The organism is Streptomyces himalayensis subsp. himalayensis (genome assembly GCF_013778455.1).
In the GTDB taxonomy this organism is placed as follows: domain Bacteria; phylum Actinomycetota; class Actinomycetes; order Streptomycetales; family Streptomycetaceae; genus Streptomyces; species Streptomyces himalayensis.
Genome location: NZ_JACEHE010000045.1, coordinates 29,446 through 45,196, shown reverse-complemented (window position 1 = coordinate 45,196; position 15,751 = coordinate 29,446). Strand labels below are relative to the sequence as shown.

Below are 15,751 nucleotides of genomic sequence, written 5' to 3'. Positions count from 1 at the left end.
GGCGCTGCTTCAAGCGGTCGACGATCGCCCAGTCCGCCACGTGCGACAGCTGGATGTACGTCTTCTTCCCGGAACGCGAGGTCCGCTCGGCGCGGAAGCCCAGGAATTCATAGGACTCCGGGTCGAAGATGAGGTACTTGCCCTTCTCGGACGCGCGCTCAGGGTAGGAGATCCCCACCCCGGTGCGCCCGGCGGAGTCCTTCATCCCCGGGGTCGCCTTGACCCCGGGCACCAGGGCCAGCGCCTCGTACGCGGCGGGACGCAGTCCCTCGGGCAGCACCGGCCACTTCAGGAGCTCGCCGAGCATGAAGTAGGCGTCGTACCAGTCCCACGCGGTGAAGTCGTCCATCGACTTGTCGGACGTGCCGACGCCGATGATGCCCGGGATGAGCTTCTCCGGGTCGGTGGGCAGCTTCTTCAGCTTGCTCCACTCCCGAGGCGGCCACACGCCCTCGTTCTTCCCCATGGGCTCCTCCCAGATCACCCGGCCGAGCTCCATGGTCAAAGATCGCTTGGAGCCGTCCACCGAGTCCCAGTTCACATCCACATAGGTCTTGACCGCGCCGGTCTTCCGCTCCGTCTCCTTAATGATCCGCTTCCAGTAGATGAACTGGTCGTCGCGCGGCGCCACGGGCTTCTCGTGCTTACTCGCCCGCGCTGCCGCCCCGTTCAGCACCGTCACGGCGCCGGCGTTGCGCATCTGCGGGGTGTTCGTGCCCGCGCGGTCGGTGCGGCCGCCCTCGTCGGCGCCGTCCGCGGTGATCAGTACCGCCGTGCCCGTAACCGTCATGGTGACCACCCCGGCTGTCGCGAGGCGCAGCGCGTGGCGGCGGCTGGGTGCGGCGTCGGGGTGCCGCTCCGTGCGCGTAATCGTGTTGAGCAGTCGGTGGCGGGCCTGCGCTCGGGTCGCTTCGGAGAGCGGGGCCGCGTCCGCGTTCCAGGCCCGCAGGAGTTCGAGTTCGTCACTCATGGCCGGATGCCTCTCGCAGTGTCGTCGGATCGGATCCGCCCAACGCTTCGCGTAGCTTGCTGCGAGCCCGGTGCAGCCGTGATCTGACCGTGCCGATGGGGACACCGAGGGCCTGGGCCACCTCCTCGTAGCCGAGACCGCCCCACGCCACCAGCAGCAGCACGTCCCGGTGCCGCGCGGGCAGTGCGGCCAGTGCCGCCGCCAGCTGGCGGCGTACGGCCTGTGCCCCCACCCGGGCCGCAGCCCGGTCGGCCAGCGGCTCCTCGTGGTCGGCGGGAGCCGGGATACGGGCCAGGGCCCTGAACCGGCGGGCCTCGGCCCGACGGTGCCGGCTGACCAGGTTGGTCGCTATGCCGAGCAGCCAGGGCCGGGCGTCGTCGCCCATGGCCCGCGCGGGGTCGTACCGGTGCCGCTGCTGGAAAGCAGTGGTGAAGGTCTCCGCCATGAGGTCGTCGGCCGGCTCGCCGCCGAGCCTACGAGCCAGATAACGGTGTACCGCATCCGCGTGCCGGTCGAAGAGCACGGCGAATGCCTCGGGCTCATCCCGGGACCGCGCAATCACCGAGGCATCTCTCTCCGCCCCCGTGCGGACGCCTGGCTCGACGGTCATCGGGGCTCCTCTCGTCCTGGGGAACGCTTCGAAGGCTTGGGCTTTCCTCTCTCCTTCGCCCGTCGCCCCCGGCGAGTTCCCTCGGGGCCCCTGGCCGCTGGTCCCCAGGGCTGCGCCGCGGAAGTTCCGCGGGGCAGCACTAGCTGCCGAGGAGGCCCCCACTTCAGCCGGAACAATTTCGGCTGAAGTGAGGAGGCCCAGGGGATCGTGTCGCTGGTGTCGTGGCACAACTACGTCTCGGTCACAACGACGACCAGCGCGAGGCGGCCAGCCGCCAGGCGTAGTTCCGGGCGACGTGCAGCTTCAGCCCGTACACAGGGCCGTCCCCGTTGTCTGTGACCCGCAGCCTGTAGTGGTCTGCTCCGGGGATTACGTCTTCGGGACGCTCCACGGTGACCTTCGAAGCTTGCCCGCGGATGGTGTCCTGCCGGTTCTGCCAGTACACGCGAGCCGCGACACTGAATGAGGCAGTCGATCCGGAGGCAGTCGATCCGATCGCGGAGAACCAGGTGGCGGCGTTCTCCCGGTCAATTGGCATGCCCCATCTGTACCCGCAGGGGCGGGCGAGGCGCAGCGGGTTGAGGAGCTTTTGAGCCCGCTAGATCCCGCCGTGGCCACGCGCCGAGCGCGAGGGTGGCTTCCACCCTCAGCGATCGGGCCCGGACAGGAAGCTGCGTTCTCGAACGCGACCCATCGGACAAGCCCTGGTGCTGCGACCGAAACAATGACTGCGGCAGGCCGTTCTGCCAGCGGGTGACCCGGGGTGGCCCGGGTGGCCGAGGTGGGCGGTCAGGCCGCGGTGGTGAGTGGTCGGCCGCCCCGTCGGATGCGTTTCTCGCTGCCGATGCGGGCCCGTTCGCGGCGCTGGGCGACCACGGAGCTTTACTTTCACCATGCTCGACCTCGCCGGGGGCTACGACCTGCAACTCTACGTCTGCCCGAAGTCTTCGGACCATCCGCACACTGACCTGATCCAGTGAGGCACTGCGGCCACCAGGCAACTTGGTTCAGCCGTCCGGCCTGAGCCGCCCATTCAGCCGGGCGGCGCCAGCAGGTCATGCCCGACCCGAAGCCGAGTTCGTACGACAGGGGCTCCCAGGTGATCCCCGTGTGCAGCGCGATCAGGATGCCCTGGAGCACCAGCCGGTCCGGATGCTGGGTCCGGCGCTCGACCTTGGGCAGCAGCGGCTCGATCTCCGCCCGCAACTCGTTATCGACTTCCACGGCTTTGGCCGCGCCACCCCGCACCCAAGGCCATCGGATCATCAGCCCGGAGTGATCCAATCACGCCGGAGATCATTTCGTTAGGAGATCTCATACAGGCCCGGCAGGATAATGTGCCTGCGCTGGGAAGTTGGCGCAGCAGCCGCTGTGTCAGGATACGGAACGCGAGCCCTGGGGAGAGGGTCGAAACGGCTCACAAGGCAAGGAGTCCGGTGTGAACGCGGGTGGGGAGCGGAGCGGCTCGTCAGTGCCTGACGAGGAGTGGGAGCGGTTTCTCCGGGATTCGATGACCGGTGTGGCGGACGCTCCCAGGGAGCCGTCGGCGCGGGCCCGGGTCGTGGCGAGGCGGCTGCGGGAGGAGCCCGCGGGCGCGGAGGGATGGCGGACGTACTCGCCGGCCCGGCCCAGCCGGAAGAAGGGCTGGTACGTGGTCGGGTTGCTGGCTTCGGTGGCACTGCTGATCGTGGCGCTGGATCCGGGGCGGGTGGTCGGGTGGTTCGGCAACGACGAACGGGCCGAGGCGCCGCTCGCCGCGGAGTCGGAGCGCCCGGACAAGGCGCCTCCTGTGGAGAGTGCCCGACGGCCCACGCTCGACGAGCCGTTCAGGGGCTCGCCTGCGGCTCGCTGGGCGAACGGCACGGCCGGGATCACGGTGCCGGAGGCCAGGGCGACCGGCTGGATGAGTCGGGCGCAGGTGGAGCGGGCGTTGGAGCAGACCCGGGACTTCCTGGCCGCGGCAAGTCTGGATCCGGGGGTGCTGCGGGGCGGGCACCCTGGAAAGGCGATCGCGCTGATCAACCCTCACCAGCAGGACGTCCAGGCCTTCCTGAAGTCCGCGTTCCGCGCGCCGAGCAAGGAGAACGACCCGCTGCTGCTCTTCAGCCGGTTCGACACCTCGCACGCGCGTCTCGTCGGGGACGTGGTCAAGACCCGGGGCCGGATCACGTACCGGGAGGGTGAGCGCGGCGCGCTCCAGGTGACCAGTGACGTCACGTACGTGTACCCGGTCGCGCCGGCAGCGGGCGGCGACGAGGTCGTCCGCACGATCGTGCGGCGCGAGGTGGTGCTGAGCTGGGACGACCCCTCGAAGGTGATCAGCGAGCCGGGAACCTTCTCCCTCGTCTCGTACAAGGTCGACATGACCAACGGGGGCTGCGGCACCTCCACCGGTTACCTCACCCCTCCGTTCGGCACGGAAGAGTCAGAAACGGGCGCGGGTCCCGAGGTCGACCCGTACGACCGCAGCACCTCGATGAGCGAGCGGACTACGGCCTCGAACGAAGGATGCGGCACTGCGACGCGGTCGTAAGGCATCTTCTGGCAGTCCGGATCGCCGCACTCGATTGGCGCGCGGAGCGGGTACGGGGTGTATGACTCCGGCTTGATGGCCGCCGCCCGTGCCTTCGGGCACTGGCGCGGCGGCTCGTGCACCGAAGTCTTCGAACTGGATGACCCAGGCACTCGGCCAAGTCCTTGGCGGGATGCGCTGCAAAGACAACGGGAAGCAGCCGGGGGCGCCGAGCCAGGGCTGATGGCTGCGGTCCGGCTGATCGGCGACCGCATGGGTGCCGTCCTGGACGACGCCACGCTCGACAGCCCCCTGCCGACCGTGCTGCTCGGAGACGACCGTCCGCCTCGACCGCCTTCGCCCGGCGGCCGGGGCCGGGGCCGGGGGGACGACGTGCTGCGGTTCGGTTCTACGACGTCGACCCGGCCGAGGCGCGGACGATGACGCGCCGGGAGGCGGCCGAGGCTTCGGGCTGCCGGATGAGGCTGTCGGGCTGCCGGACGAGGGTGCCGCCCCATCCGTCGCCGGCCAGGACCTTCAGGGCGTAGGGGACGCCGACCCCGAGCTGGGTGGCGGTGTCGCGTAAGTGCGGGGGGATCTCGACGTTCACGGCCTGGTGCTCCGTGCTGGTCGGATGAAGGGCGGTGCCCCTCACACCGTAGGACGCCGCGCGCACCGGCGGGTGGTGCGGGCGTCCTGTCGTGCGGGGCGGGTCAGGCGGGTGTGGGGGCCTCTGGGATTCGACGGCAGCCACACGATCGGCGAGCAGGCCGAAGGCTGCCACGGCGCGGGTGACCGGGTCGTCATCCAGGTCGCCGAGCGTCCGCGTGCGGACGTATGCGGACTTGGTCGCAGGCCCGCTCAGGCGACGATCGAGCCCATCGCGTCGATGAGGGCTTTGGCTTTGTTGGCTATGGTCTCGTCGTCCGCGCTGTCCCAGTGGCCGCACATGACCTGCTCTGCCGTGCTGGTAGAGGGTTCAGAACAAGCCGAGGCCCCGCTGGCTCTGGTTCCGAGCAAGTCGCCGGCGCGGCGGGACGTCGCTCAGAAACCGGGGGAGGCCCGACGTTCCCACGGAAGGCGGAGGCGACGGGAGGCTGCTTGACCACGCGTTCCCAAGCGTTCCCATACAAGATCAAAAGGCCCCTCGGAGACCAACTCCGAGGGGCTTTTTCGATACACCGTGCCTGGTCAGGCATGGTGCCCCCGGCAGGATTCGAACCTGCGACACCCGCTTTAGGAGTGGGATCGAATCCTTGCCGGGTGGTGTCGGAGACTGTCGCGTGGGGTTGTTCCACCTGGTCAGCGCCACACGGCCTCGCGCTCAATCCCGCTCGTGGCACATCGTGCCGGACGGTCCGCTCACGCACCGCTCACGCGTCGGGGTGCCTCTCGCATACGGTGGCGCGGGCATTGGCGCACGCGAGCCCAGCAAGATCTACAAGGGCTGACTAGCCGCGCTGACGCAGCTGTTGCACTACGGGTACCACGGCCGGACAGAGCAGCGCGGTTCCTCCGAACGCTGCACCTGCCGAGAGCAGGGCTCCGGAAACCGGGGCGCCGTCGATGGCCTTGAGGAATCCGACGCATACCGCGACGAGGGCAGAGGACAACACCATGACCAGCAGCCAGGGGATCCAGGCACTGTTCGTGGGCTCGGCGGCCAACGTGGGCTGTGTCGTCGGAGCAGACGGTTGGCGCCGGGTATTCACAGCATCGCTTCTTTCTCGAATCGGTGGCGGGGGAAGGTACCAGGGGCGAGTTCCGAAGACTGGCCCAGGAGCGCACCGGCCAGGGCGATGCGGCTGTGCCGCACTGAGGCAGCGACGGCCAGATGCGCGCGGTCCAGCTCGTCAAGGCCGTTCAGCGCGGCTACGATTTCTTGCTGCTCGACCAGGTCAGGCAGCGGAATCTGCAGCGATCCGAGGGATTCGGACCGGAGAGACGGGGCTGCGGTGGCCGCGGCCCGGTCCCGCATCCAGGCGACGGACTCGTCCAGGCACAGGTAGTGGAACAGGTATTCCGGCAGCACCCGGTCCTCCTGTCCCTCGGGCACACGGAGCCGGATGACATTGGGGCTCATCAGCCAGCCGGCCTGATGCTGCTGCACCAGCGCCGGCGGAACGATCGCACCGGAGCGGACACACACGATGTCCCTGTGCCACAGCTCGAAGTTCCTCAGGCGACGGGCCGTCTCCTCCGTCACCCGCTCATCCGCCTTGTCGTTGATGCGCCGGCCCTTCAGATGACGTGGGAACACCACAGGAACCGGGCCGTTGGCGCTGCGCTGCTTCTTGCCGAGCACGGAATAGGACGGTCCGGCCTGAATCTCGCACAGTGAGTCCAGGTTGGCCGTGGATGCCGGCTGGTTCCTCCGAAGCAGCGGTCCATGGTCCCCGACGAACGGCAGCAGGGCGGCAGCATTCTGTATGTCCCTTAGGTGTTCCTCGGCGTTGGTCAGCCGCTCCTGGGCGGACACGAGCTCGTTCTCGAAGCCGTCCCTTCCGCCGCTTTGGCGTTCGACATGGTCAAGTGGGTTGAGCGAGAAGCCGTTGCGCCGCAGTTCTTCCCGAGATACCAAGGCGGCGGGCACGTGTGGTTCCGCAGTCGTCGGACTGGGGGGAGGAGCGGCCGCTCCCGTGCTTCTGTGAGCGCGGTAGGCGTCGAGTAGAGATTCGGCGTCCAGGGCGCTGAACACCCGGCGCGAGCCGTTCTTCGATCCCATGTGCCGTGCGTCGAGGAAAAGTGTGTTGTCGCACGGGTTGTCGGGGTGGCGCAGTATCCATACAGAGACGGGTACGGCGGTGCTGGTGAACAACTGGGCCGGCAGGGCGATGACACAGTCGACGACTCCGCTCTCCACCAGATTCCGCCGGATGGTCTGCTCGGCCTTGTGACCGGAGTTGCCTGCCTTGTTGGGCATGATGATCCCGGCTCGGCCCCGCTCGCGCAGCGTGGCCAGGCAGTGCTGGACCCAGGCAAGGTTGTCGTTGTCGAGCGGCGGAGCCCCGTACGCCCACTGCCCCTCGCGGCGTTCTTCGCGGCCGGGGTCGCTCATGTTGAACGGTGGGTTGGTGAGCACGATGTCGAACGACTCCAACGGGGCCCGCTCCGGGCCGTCGTGCCAGGGGGCTGTGCGCTTGAGGTCGAGAGCCGGGGAGACACCATGAAGGAGGAGATTCATGGTCGCCAGTCGCCACGTGTCGGCGCGCCGGGTCTCGCCGTACGTCAGCAACGTCTCTTTGCGCGGCAGACCGTCCTTGTCCAAGGCGCAGGCGGCCATCGCCTCGATGAGGAACCCGCCGTCGCGGGCGTAGGGGTCGTAGACGGACTCCGGTTCCCCGGGACCGAATTCTGAGCAGGCAGGCCGCGTCATCAGCCGGACCACAGGGCGAGGAGTGAAGAATTCGCCGCTGCCCAGCGCGGCTCGTTGCTCGTACTCGTCGAGGATCAGCCCGAACACGTCCTCGGTGAGGCGGCTCATCGCATCCACGACATTGCGAAGGTCACGAGCAGTTCGTGGCTCCAGGCGCCCCAATGCTTCCTGCATGCTCGAATGGACACCGAGGCCACGCATGTCCTCGTCGGCCAGGCGGCCGACGTCCCGGAGCAACTGGGCTGCTTCGTCGAGACTGCTGAGGGCGCGGGCGCGGGCGGCCAATGTGTCGAAGCGGTCCGGGGCAGCGCCGCGGAGATAGTGGAGGCGGAGAAGCAGGTTCAGATAGTCCAGCACGCTGGCCGCCCCCCGTACGCGGTCGACGAGGCTGCCCATCAGATCGGCTACGATCCGTCGGTTCTCGGGGCGGGGCTCATCGACAGCGCCGGTTGGCATGCGGTACGACGACCCGGTGCCAAGACGGTGCCGCGCGGCGTCGGCTCCTTGCCCCTTCCTGGCACGGTCCCCGTAGGTGGTGCCGACGGGCTCTCCTTCGACGAGCCGCCCGGACGGCACCGGCCGTCGGTCCAGCCAGTCCATGATTTCCGACTGCCGGAAGTAGTCCTGTCCGTTGGAGCGCCGGGGAGAGGGAAAGTCGGTCTCCTGCTTTTCCCAGGCCGTTACGGTTGGTCGGCCTACGCCTGCGAGCGTGGCAATCTGCGGCCGTCCGAGCAACGGATCCTCACCGGTCGGCGAGTACGACATGAGCTCGGGGCCCCCTCAACTGCGCAAGGGGAAATGGTTGATGGAGAGTGAGCCTAGAAGTGCGCGGCCGTGCTGAGCAATTGCGCACCTGGAGTGCGCAATCCTCTCCAAGGCTGTCAGGGCTACGGGTGTTGGTGGATCGTTGGCCCGGTGGCGGTGCTTTTAGTCGCTGTCTCAGAGGACTTGCTCGCCGCTCACTGTTTGAAGAGGGTGTTGGGGCGAGCCTGTTCGCTCACGTGCGCGTGTGCCGCCCTGCCGGGCAAGGCGCTGCCTCGTCTATGGCAGATGATCACGGACGCGCCATACTGCTGCGATGGGACTCGACGGAGCGGTCCAATGGGACGGTGACGCCTTCTGACTTCAGATCGATCCGCATCTGATCGTCTCCGTCAACAACGCGGAGCCGCCTGCGGGGTAACGGCGGCGCGACCGACTGTCCACTATCTCGGCGAGGCCGGTGACGGCTGGTTCCGGGCCGGTGTCCTCCTGTCCCCGCGGCTTGTGGAGAGCGCGTGGGCTTCTTCGTCCCGGCGGTCGGCTTGACCACAGGAAACGGAGGATCCCATCGGCGTACGGCCAGCGGTCAGTCGGGGGAGCCGGCGAGTCGTCGGAGTGAGGTGCGGGCGGCGTTTCGTCAGACCTTCTCGACGCGCACGGAGTGTCCCCCGAGGAGTTGAGCCATGTCGTCGGTGTCGGACGTGAAGACGGTTGCCTCAGCTCCCTTCACGGCTTCCCGCCCTGCCACAGCCGCCAGGATGGCGTCGATGGCGTACTTGTGACCATGTAGACCGGCTGCCTTCAGCATGTCGCGCGCCATGGCGATCACCTGGTCGTCCGTGTGCACGACGCGGATCCGGGACAGCGTCCAGTTCCACAGCGCCTGCTTCGACGTTTCGCGAGGGTCCCATGCTTCCAAGGTCGTGAGCGCCGACGTGACGATCGGGATGTCGAGCCGCGGAGCCGTTTTGATCAGCGCGGCCATCTCCCGATCGCCGCGAACCGCCTTGGAGAGGGCCTCGGAGTCGAACACGAAGACGCGATGTCGCGGCCGGTGCAGTTTCGCTCGGGCGGTGCGGTTCACGCGGCCTCGTCTGAATGCGAGTGCTGCTCGTCGTGCCAGCCGTCAATCGCGGCGATACGGTCCAGCGCTGCTTGCTGCTCGTCGTCTGTCACGGCGCCGTGCTCTTCTTCGAGGCGTTCAGCCAGCTCGCGCAGTCGGTCCATGGCGTCCTGATGAGCGGCGGCGGCCGCAATGTAACTGGACACCCCGCGCGCATCGACACGTTCCTTGATCGATTCCACCAGCTCTTCCGGCACGGTGATAGTGATCTTCCGAGTTGCCATACTTCAAGTATGCCATGTCGTGTGTGTTGTGGGTGGGTGCCCTCGGATGCCGCCATCCTCGGCAGCCGCTTCACGCTTTGCCAGGGAAGGTCGGAGCCAGGGCGTGAGGGGCGTAGAGACCTTGCGGTGCGCGTGGGTGCTTGGCGATCCGCCCGCTCACGCAAACGGCCCCGGACGAGGAGTCCGGGGCCGAGTAGGAGCCCTCCCTGGGGGAGAAACCCCAGGTCAGAGGGGTAATGCGTTGTGCCCCCGGCAGGATTCGAACCTGCGACACCCGCTTTAGGAGTACTGCCTGAGGACCGCTGCGTACCTGGTCGGCCCAGTCGCGCACCTCCTGGTCATGCTGCGGATGCGCGCTTTGATCCATGTGTGTCCGTCGCCGTTGATGTCAGTTCTGGATGTCAGTTGATGATGTTCCGTGAAGTGGCCTCACAGCGCGGGACCTGTCGCCGATGATGTCGAGATGTCCGACGCCTTATGGAGCAAGCTCATCGGAACGGTCCCCGCCATACTCTGGGTTGCCTTCGCTGCCACCGTGTACTTCACCCTGCGAGGGACGCTCATTCAACGGTTAGTGCCTCGACTAACTGCCGTACGAGCCCTCGGCGTTGAGGTGGAGCTCGCTGGCGAGCTGCTCGACCGCGCCCAGGATGAGAGCCAGACGACGGTCTCCGCAACTGCCAGACGTACGGCGCTGGGCAGGCTGGAGCATGCTGCCGATGTACTACAAGGCGGCAAGATTCTGTGGGTTGATGATCGCCCCGAGGGCAACACCCCGCTTGTCGAACTCTTCCGCGCCGCTGGTCTGCATGTCGACGTGGCCCTGTCGACCGAGGAGGCAACGCCAATGTTTCGTCGCAGGCCGTACGACGTCATCATTAGCGACATTGATCGAGATGGCGACCAGCAAGCGGGGATCAAGATGCTGCGTCTGCTGGAGCAGTACAAGATCGACGTGCCCGTGTTGATCTACACGGGGAGGTTCGATCCTGAGAGGGGCGTTGATCGCAGGATATTCGCAGCAACCACGGCACCTGTCGAACTGGTCCACTACGTCATCGATCTCATGGAGAGAGCACGGTTGAGGTCACTTTGATCCGACATCTGCTTTGTAAGGGCGGACGTGATCGTCGACAGGGGCGCCCAGGTCACTCCGGCTGTAGCGGCAGCCCAAGTCTACGGCGCATCTCGACTGCGACGAACCGTCGTTGACCGTGATTGACCGCATGAAGTGGCACGACTGTGGCACGTGCAGAGCGGCCGCGGGCTTAGAGGGCGCTTGATGGTCCGAGCCAGGCAGGGCCTCTGACCTGTGGTTGGCAGCGGTGTGATCGATCGGCCTGGGCGGCCTCGACGCGCATTCGACAAGAGCCAGTGATCGCTGATGCGGACACCCGGGGGCCGAATCTAGACTGACAAAGGCATAGAAAGCCCGTATTAGGGAGATGTGCACCATGGCTAAGCGAGGGAACAAGCGACGCGGCCGCAAGAAGAAGAAGGCCAATCACGGCAAGCGTCCCAACGCCTGAGCCAACCGAGCAGACGGCCGAGGGGGCCCTGAAGACTGGGGCACCTTTTCCAGAGTTGGGCAGAGAACATTCGAACCTGCGCGCACGGCTCCGGAGGCCCCTTGGCTCCTGAGGGTACTTGCAGGTCAAGGCTCCATTCCGTAGCGCTGAGTGCTTCCCTGTCCACAGATAGTCCACGACGTGGCAGCCGGATGACGGTGCCTTCGTCGCCCAGGTGATTCGCTACTGGATGACCTCGTAGATCTCCTTGTAGCCAGATGCCGCGTTGCTGTTAAACGTGTCGATCAGTGACTGCGCGTTCTCGTCCGGATTCACGAAGAACGCTCGCTCCATGGTGAAGTACTGATCGAGGCTATCGAATTCCCATTGGCAGATGACCGTATCCATGGGACCGGAGTAATCGACGTAGATTCGCCGGTTCGTGTACCCGGCCTCTTCAAACACCTTGGTGAGGGTCTTGAACGCCGCCACGATCTCCGGCGCCTTCCCGCGTTTAGCTTGGTAGACCTCGCGCATCATGTACATGGCGTGACGCCCTTCCTGCTAGAGCAGTAATTAACGAGCCAAGAGCGCAATTTCATGCTAAGTCGCCCACGTGTCGCTCGCATGCCAAGCGAGGCCCGGCGATCAGTCGCCTGACCTGGCGTTTCCTGCCTTGACCATGGTCTGACTGTGTGCGCTCCCTGCACCTCGATTCCCTCGTGAGTCCCCGTCCCTTCAGGAACGAGAGTGGCAGGGGCCCACGCGGTCGGCGTAGCGGCTTTGGGCTGGAGCTGCTTTGGCGCGAGTGATCATGGCCCATTACGCTGGCCCGCGGATCGGGCAGGTTTGTGAGCCTGCCCGTTAGTGCCCGATCTTGGGCCATGATCTTCGAGGCTCGCGCCAAAGTGGCTGCGTAAAGCCGCGGAGCCGACCGCCCCAGCCACAGAGGGTTTCTCCCCCTTCTGCCCGCGGCACGCAGCGCGCCGCAAAGGCGGCGCGCGCCCGCGCCGTGCGCGGGCCTTGATGAAGTAGGGAAAGTTCTACCGCGCTGGCATCAGGCAGGGTGTCCGGTCCCGGGAGATGCTTGACACTTCGGTCCCAGCTGATGGTTGACAGTGGCCGTGAGGCATCAGGCGCTTGCCGTCATGGCTCCGCACAATGGGGGCGCCTTCGGCTGCCGGACCCTGCGAGACTGCCTCGCATGGCTGATGGCTCCAGTGCTGAACTCACACCCGTGACCGTGGTCAGGAACCGGACGCTGCGTGCTGCGGGGCGCCGTCTCGGCGATGCACTGGTCTACGACTTTGGGTTCGAGTGGCACGGCCAGCGCTACGAGCAACGCGCCTTTGTGCTGCTCGATGTCGGGTTCCAGATCAATCAACCCGTGATCTTCCCACCTGAGCAGCAGGGCTGGTGGTACTGCGACCTCGTCAAGGTCACTGAACATGAGAACGAGTTCATCGTCGATGATCTGTGGATCGACGTCATCGTCGGACCTGCAGACCACCCCTACCGCGTACTGGACCTCGACGAGTATGGCGACGCAGCGCAGAACGGCACGCTCAGCGCAGCCGATGCAGTGGACGGCCTGCAACGCACTCAACGCTTCTTGGACCGGCATCTCAACAGACGCCATGACACGACGCGTTCTTGGCCGGACTTCCCGCCGAGGATCATCGCCGACCTGCGACACGTGAACTTCCCGCGAGCATGGTCCTTGATCGACAACTAGCGCCGTAACGACCTGCGGTTGATCGTCAGGGCTCCGGCCAGGCATAGCAGAGGGCCGGGATCTGGTGGTCGTGGCCGTCGCCTCAGTACAGTCAGGGCAAACGCCGCCGATTCGGCTCCATCCGGCAGCTCAAGTCCGGCCGCTGGCAGGCTCGCTACCGTGACCCCAGCACGGGCCAACTGCGCAGCGCCGAGGACACCTACGCCACCAAGAGGGATGCTGAGGTCGCGCTGACCCACATCGAGGCGGACATCACGCGCGGCCAGTGTGCAGACCCCGAAGCGGGCAAAGTCCAGTTCGGCGACTACGCCGACGCATGGCTCAAGGATCGCAAGCTCGCCGATCGCTCTCGTGAGCGCCATGAGTCGGTGATCCGGCTGCACCTGCTGCCCACCTTCGGCGGACGCCCGCTCTCCTCGATCACGACGGCTCAGGTCCGGGCCTGGCGTACAGCACGCCTCGCCGCGGGCGTTGGGGAGCCGACCGTGGTCAAGGCGTACCAGATCATGCGCGCGATCCTGAAAACGGCCGTAGATGATGAGCTGATCCGGCGTAACCCGTGCCGGGTCAAGGGGGCTGACCGCTACGACGTACCCGAGCGGCCCGTCCTCGCTGTGGCCGAGGTGTACGCCGTCGCCGACGCGATCGCCCCGCGCTACCGGCTGCTCATCCTGCTCGCCGCCTTCACCGGGCTGCGCTTCGGCGAGCTGGCATCACTCCGCCGCCGGGACATCGACACCACGAACGCCGTGCTCATGGTCCGGCGCTCTCGGGCGGAGATGCAGAACGGCGCGCTCTTCGACAAGGCGCCCAAGTCCGATGCCGGAGTCCGGCCGGTGGCGTTCCCGACCGAGCTTCTGCCGGACGTGGAACAGCACCTCGACGACTTCGCCGGGGCTGGCCGTGACGGTCACGTCTTCCTCGGCCCCCAGGGTGGGCGGCTCCGCCGAAGCAACTTCCGGGACGACTGGATCAAGGCCAGGAAGAAGGCGGGCATCGTGACAGGCGTGCACCTCCACGACCTTCGGCACACCGGGAACACCCTCGCCGCCTCCGGCGCGAGCTTGCGCGAGCTGATGACCCGGATGGGCCACAGCACGCCCCGGGCAGCGCTGATCTATCAGCACATGGTCAACGGCCGGGACCGTGAGATCGCTGACCGGCTTGGTTCGATGATCCGCGAGACGCGGGGTGGTGATGTGGCACCGTAGTGGCATTTGTGGCACGTGAGTGGCACGGCCGCGATCATGCGAAAGGGCCAGTTCGAGAGGTTCAAGCCTCTGAACTGGCCCTTAGTCGTGTGCCCCCGGCAGGATTCGAACCTGCGACACCCGCTTTAGGAGAGCGGTGCTCTATCCCCTGAGCTACGAAGGCGGGGATGTGTGGGCAAAGGTGTTGGAAATCCGCCCGTACCGGGTGGATCCCGACCTCCGTGGGCCCCAGACATCCACAGGGTGCCCCACCGAAGTGGTGCACCGCCCACAGTCTAGCGGTCCCGGTCGCCCCCCGGGGGCGTCACGTGCTTCGTGTGCGACTGCGCATCGAGCGGCCTGTGCCGCCGGTCTGCCGACAGGGGTCTGTGCCGTGGCGCTCAGGTATGTGGACCAGTCGAGCGCCTACCTGGTTCGGCGGCTGATCCGGAGGCCACGGAGTTCTTGGCCCACGCGTACCCGATGTAGATGAGCAGGGCACCGTCGGCTCCGTACGCAGGTACCCGACGGAGCCGATGCGTTTCATCCAGGGTGGAGAAAACGGATTCGCTGTCCTGGCGGAATTCGATGAGGCGATCTCCGGCTTCCGTGCCCGGCCTGGTTGATCCAGGCGTCGCGGCTGGCCTCTCGAAGTTCGTGGAGTGCGTCGAGAATTTTGGGTCTGAAGTCGTGCCAGTGGTGCCGCTGGGGACCGGTCTCGGGCAGGCTGTCCGCTACGGTGTCGCCGCGATGCTGTCGGGCGCCCTCACGGACGGTGTTCCACCACGGATTCGCCGGAACACAGCCGGCAAGGGCACGCCGTTCTGTCACGAGCTCTCAGCGGCGCGTGCTTCCGCCGTCCGCGACGATGATCTGCCCCGTGATGAACGCGGCGTCGTCGGAGGCGAGGAACGCCACGACGCCCGAGACGTCGGCCGGCATCTGCACACGCTTGATGTTCTGGATCTGCACGGTCTGCTCGAAGAAGAACTCGCTCGTCTTCTCCGCGGCCGCAGCCGTCCGGACCAGACTCGCCGCGACGCCATTGACGGTGATGTGGTGAGCGGCGAGGTTGGCGGCCAGAACCGAGGTGAGTCCGTTCAGCGCGCCCTTGGCGGAGACATAGGAGACGAAGGGAGGCGGCGGAGTCCAGTAGCTCGAGGACGTGATGTTGATGATCCGTCCTGACCCGGACTCCTTCAGGTCTGGCAGGAACGCCCTGGAGGTCAGGAAGGGGCCGTCCACGTTGACGGCGAAGGTGCGACGCCACTCGTCGAAGGTCACGTGGTCGATATCGGCCAGCAGAACAACGGCCGCGTTGTTCACCAGGATGTCGGCGGCGCCGAGCTCACTTCGGACCCGAGCGGCAAACCCGTGGATCGCGTCCTCATCCGAGACGTCGACCTTGTCACTGAAGAATCGCCGGCCGGTTTCCGTAACGAGTTCCCGCGTCTCGTCGGCCGGATCGACGTCCGCGACCGCGATGTCCGCTCCCTCCGCCGCGAGCCTACGGGCGATCTCCTGCCCGATACCGGCACTGCCCCCGGTCACGACGGCGGTCTTGCCTGTCAGTCTCCCGGCCATGGCTCATTTCTCCTTGGTCAGCGCTCGAATCTCCTTGGTCAGCGCTCGAACGGAACCGGAGCGATGCCCAGCGTCGTGGAGCGACCTCTCCATGGAAGCGATGCGCTTCGTGGCGCTACCCGAGCCCCGCCGGCCCCGGCAAGGGCGTCACCCACGG

At 66.7% G+C, this 15,751-nt stretch carries 14 protein-coding genes, 1 tRNA gene and 1 pseudogene; 5 read left to right on the top strand and 11 right to left on the bottom strand.

Going from position 1 to position 15,751, the window contains the following annotated elements:
- The 4 genes and pseudogenes from H1D24_RS38090 to H1D24_RS43255 form a co-directional block, all read right to left on the bottom strand.
- On the bottom strand, window positions 1-970 hold a 970-nt coding region (locus H1D24_RS38090; protein WP_181662322.1), incomplete at its 3' end, for a CU044_5270 family protein.
- The gene (locus H1D24_RS38085; protein ID WP_181662321.1) at window positions 963-1,580 is read right to left on the bottom strand and encodes an RNA polymerase sigma factor; all 618 of its coding nucleotides are present in this window, start codon (window positions 1,578-1,580) and stop codon (window positions 963-965) included. The genes H1D24_RS38085 and H1D24_RS38090, both read right to left, overlap by 8 nt.
- Before the next feature lie 241 nt (window positions 1,581-1,821).
- Entirely contained in the window at window positions 1,822-2,118 is a 297-nt protein-coding gene (locus H1D24_RS38080) for a hypothetical protein (protein ID WP_181662320.1), read from the bottom strand.
- A gap of 491 nt (window positions 2,119-2,609) precedes the next feature.
- Window positions 2,610-2,821, bottom strand: a pseudogene (locus tag H1D24_RS43255) (transposase); the annotation flags it as partial.
- A gap of 197 nt (window positions 2,822-3,018) precedes the next feature.
- Between H1D24_RS43255 and H1D24_RS38070 the strand changes: the two are divergent.
- Window positions 3,019-4,113, top strand: coding sequence for a hypothetical protein (locus H1D24_RS38070; RefSeq protein WP_181662319.1), 1,095 nt, complete (start codon window positions 3,019-3,021; stop codon window positions 4,111-4,113).
- A 388-nt stretch (window positions 4,114-4,501) separates the two neighbouring features.
- Here the strand turns inward: H1D24_RS38070 and H1D24_RS38065 are convergent, their stop codons facing one another.
- The 4 genes from H1D24_RS38065 to H1D24_RS38050 all read right to left on the bottom strand — a co-directional run bounded on the left by H1D24_RS38065 (window position 4,502) and on the right by H1D24_RS38050 (window position 9,577).
- Window positions 4,502-4,702, bottom strand: a complete 201-nt coding sequence (locus H1D24_RS38065; RefSeq protein ID WP_181662318.1) for a hypothetical protein — start codon at window positions 4,700-4,702, stop codon at window positions 4,502-4,504.
- A gap of 1,098 nt (window positions 4,703-5,800) precedes the next feature.
- The gene (locus H1D24_RS38060) at window positions 5,801-8,068 is read right to left on the bottom strand and encodes a type I restriction-modification system subunit M/S (protein WP_181662317.1); all 2,268 of its coding nucleotides are present in this window, start codon (window positions 8,066-8,068) and stop codon (window positions 5,801-5,803) included.
- A 799-nt stretch (window positions 8,069-8,867) separates the two neighbouring features.
- On the bottom strand, window positions 8,868-9,314 hold the full coding sequence (locus H1D24_RS38055; RefSeq protein ID WP_181662316.1) for a hypothetical protein: 447 nt from the start codon (window positions 9,312-9,314) through the stop codon (window positions 8,868-8,870).
- The gene (locus H1D24_RS38050; protein WP_181662315.1) at window positions 9,311-9,577 is read right to left on the bottom strand and encodes a ribbon-helix-helix domain-containing protein; all 267 of its coding nucleotides are present in this window, start codon (window positions 9,575-9,577) and stop codon (window positions 9,311-9,313) included. The genes H1D24_RS38055 and H1D24_RS38050 overlap by 4 nt, the downstream gene beginning before the upstream one ends.
- A 418-nt stretch (window positions 9,578-9,995) precedes the next feature.
- Here H1D24_RS38050 and H1D24_RS38045 point away from each other — a divergent pair, with 418 nt between their 5' ends.
- Both H1D24_RS38045 and H1D24_RS44310 read left to right on the top strand, forming a co-directional pair.
- Complete coding sequence (locus H1D24_RS38045; protein ID WP_309484599.1) at window positions 9,996-10,673, top strand: response regulator; 678 nt, start codon at window positions 9,996-9,998, stop codon at window positions 10,671-10,673.
- A gap of 358 nt (window positions 10,674-11,031) precedes the next feature.
- Window positions 11,032-11,106: a 50S ribosomal protein bL37 gene (locus H1D24_RS44310; protein WP_099504217.1), complete on the top strand. Its 75-nt coding sequence runs from the start codon at window positions 11,032-11,034 to the stop codon at window positions 11,104-11,106.
- Between the two features lie 222 nt (window positions 11,107-11,328).
- On the opposite strand, the gene H1D24_RS38040 is transcribed toward H1D24_RS44310, so the two are convergent.
- Window positions 11,329-11,625 (bottom strand): hypothetical protein, encoded by a 297-nt coding sequence (locus H1D24_RS38040; RefSeq protein WP_181662314.1) that lies wholly within the window; start codon window positions 11,623-11,625, stop codon window positions 11,329-11,331.
- 664 nt (window positions 11,626-12,289) lie between these two features.
- Between H1D24_RS38040 and H1D24_RS38035 the strand changes: the two genes are divergently transcribed.
- Both H1D24_RS38035 and H1D24_RS38030 read left to right on the top strand, forming a co-directional pair.
- The gene (locus tag H1D24_RS38035) at window positions 12,290-12,820 is read left to right on the top strand and encodes a ribonuclease FAU-1 family protein (protein ID WP_181662313.1); all 531 of its coding nucleotides are present in this window, start codon (window positions 12,290-12,292) and stop codon (window positions 12,818-12,820) included.
- A 59-nt stretch (window positions 12,821-12,879) separates the two neighbouring features.
- The gene (locus H1D24_RS38030; protein WP_181662324.1) at window positions 12,880-14,031 is read left to right on the top strand and encodes a tyrosine-type recombinase/integrase; all 1,152 of its coding nucleotides are present in this window, start codon (window positions 12,880-12,882) and stop codon (window positions 14,029-14,031) included.
- A gap of 90 nt (window positions 14,032-14,121) precedes the next feature.
- Here H1D24_RS38030 and H1D24_RS38025 read toward each other — a convergent pair.
- Together H1D24_RS38025 and H1D24_RS38020 are read right to left on the bottom strand one after the other, a co-directional pair.
- Window positions 14,122-14,194: transfer RNA gene (locus H1D24_RS38025), tRNA-Arg, on the bottom strand.
- Between the two features lie 653 nt (window positions 14,195-14,847).
- Entirely contained in the window at window positions 14,848-15,594 is a 747-nt protein-coding gene (locus H1D24_RS38020) for an SDR family NAD(P)-dependent oxidoreductase (protein WP_181662312.1), read from the bottom strand.
- Between the last annotated feature and the right edge of the window lie 157 nt (window positions 15,595-15,751).

What these genes read in the sequence shown, in the direction of transcription:
- H1D24_RS38035 (WP_181662313.1), top strand. Translation starts at nt 12,290, where the DNA reads ATGGCTGATGGCTCCAGTGCTGAACTCACACCCGTGACCGTGGTCAGG.
- H1D24_RS38060 (WP_181662317.1), bottom strand. Translation starts at nt 8,068, where the DNA reads ATGGACTGGCTGGACCGACGGCCGGTGCCGTCCGGGCGGCTCGTCGAA.
- H1D24_RS38040 (WP_181662314.1), bottom strand. Translation starts at nt 11,625, where the DNA reads ATGATGCGCGAGGTCTACCAAGCTAAACGCGGGAAGGCGCCGGAGATC.
- H1D24_RS38050 (WP_181662315.1), bottom strand. Translation starts at nt 9,577, where the DNA reads ATGGCAACTCGGAAGATCACTATCACCGTGCCGGAAGAGCTGGTGGAA.
- H1D24_RS38085 (WP_181662321.1), bottom strand. Translation starts at nt 1,580, where the DNA reads ATGACCGTCGAGCCAGGCGTCCGCACGGGGGCGGAGAGAGATGCCTCG.
- H1D24_RS38080 (WP_181662320.1), bottom strand. Translation starts at nt 2,118, where the DNA reads ATGCCAATTGACCGGGAGAACGCCGCCACCTGGTTCTCCGCGATCGGA.
- H1D24_RS38020 (WP_181662312.1), bottom strand. Translation starts at nt 15,594, where the DNA reads ATGGCCGGGAGACTGACAGGCAAGACCGCCGTCGTGACCGGGGGCAGT.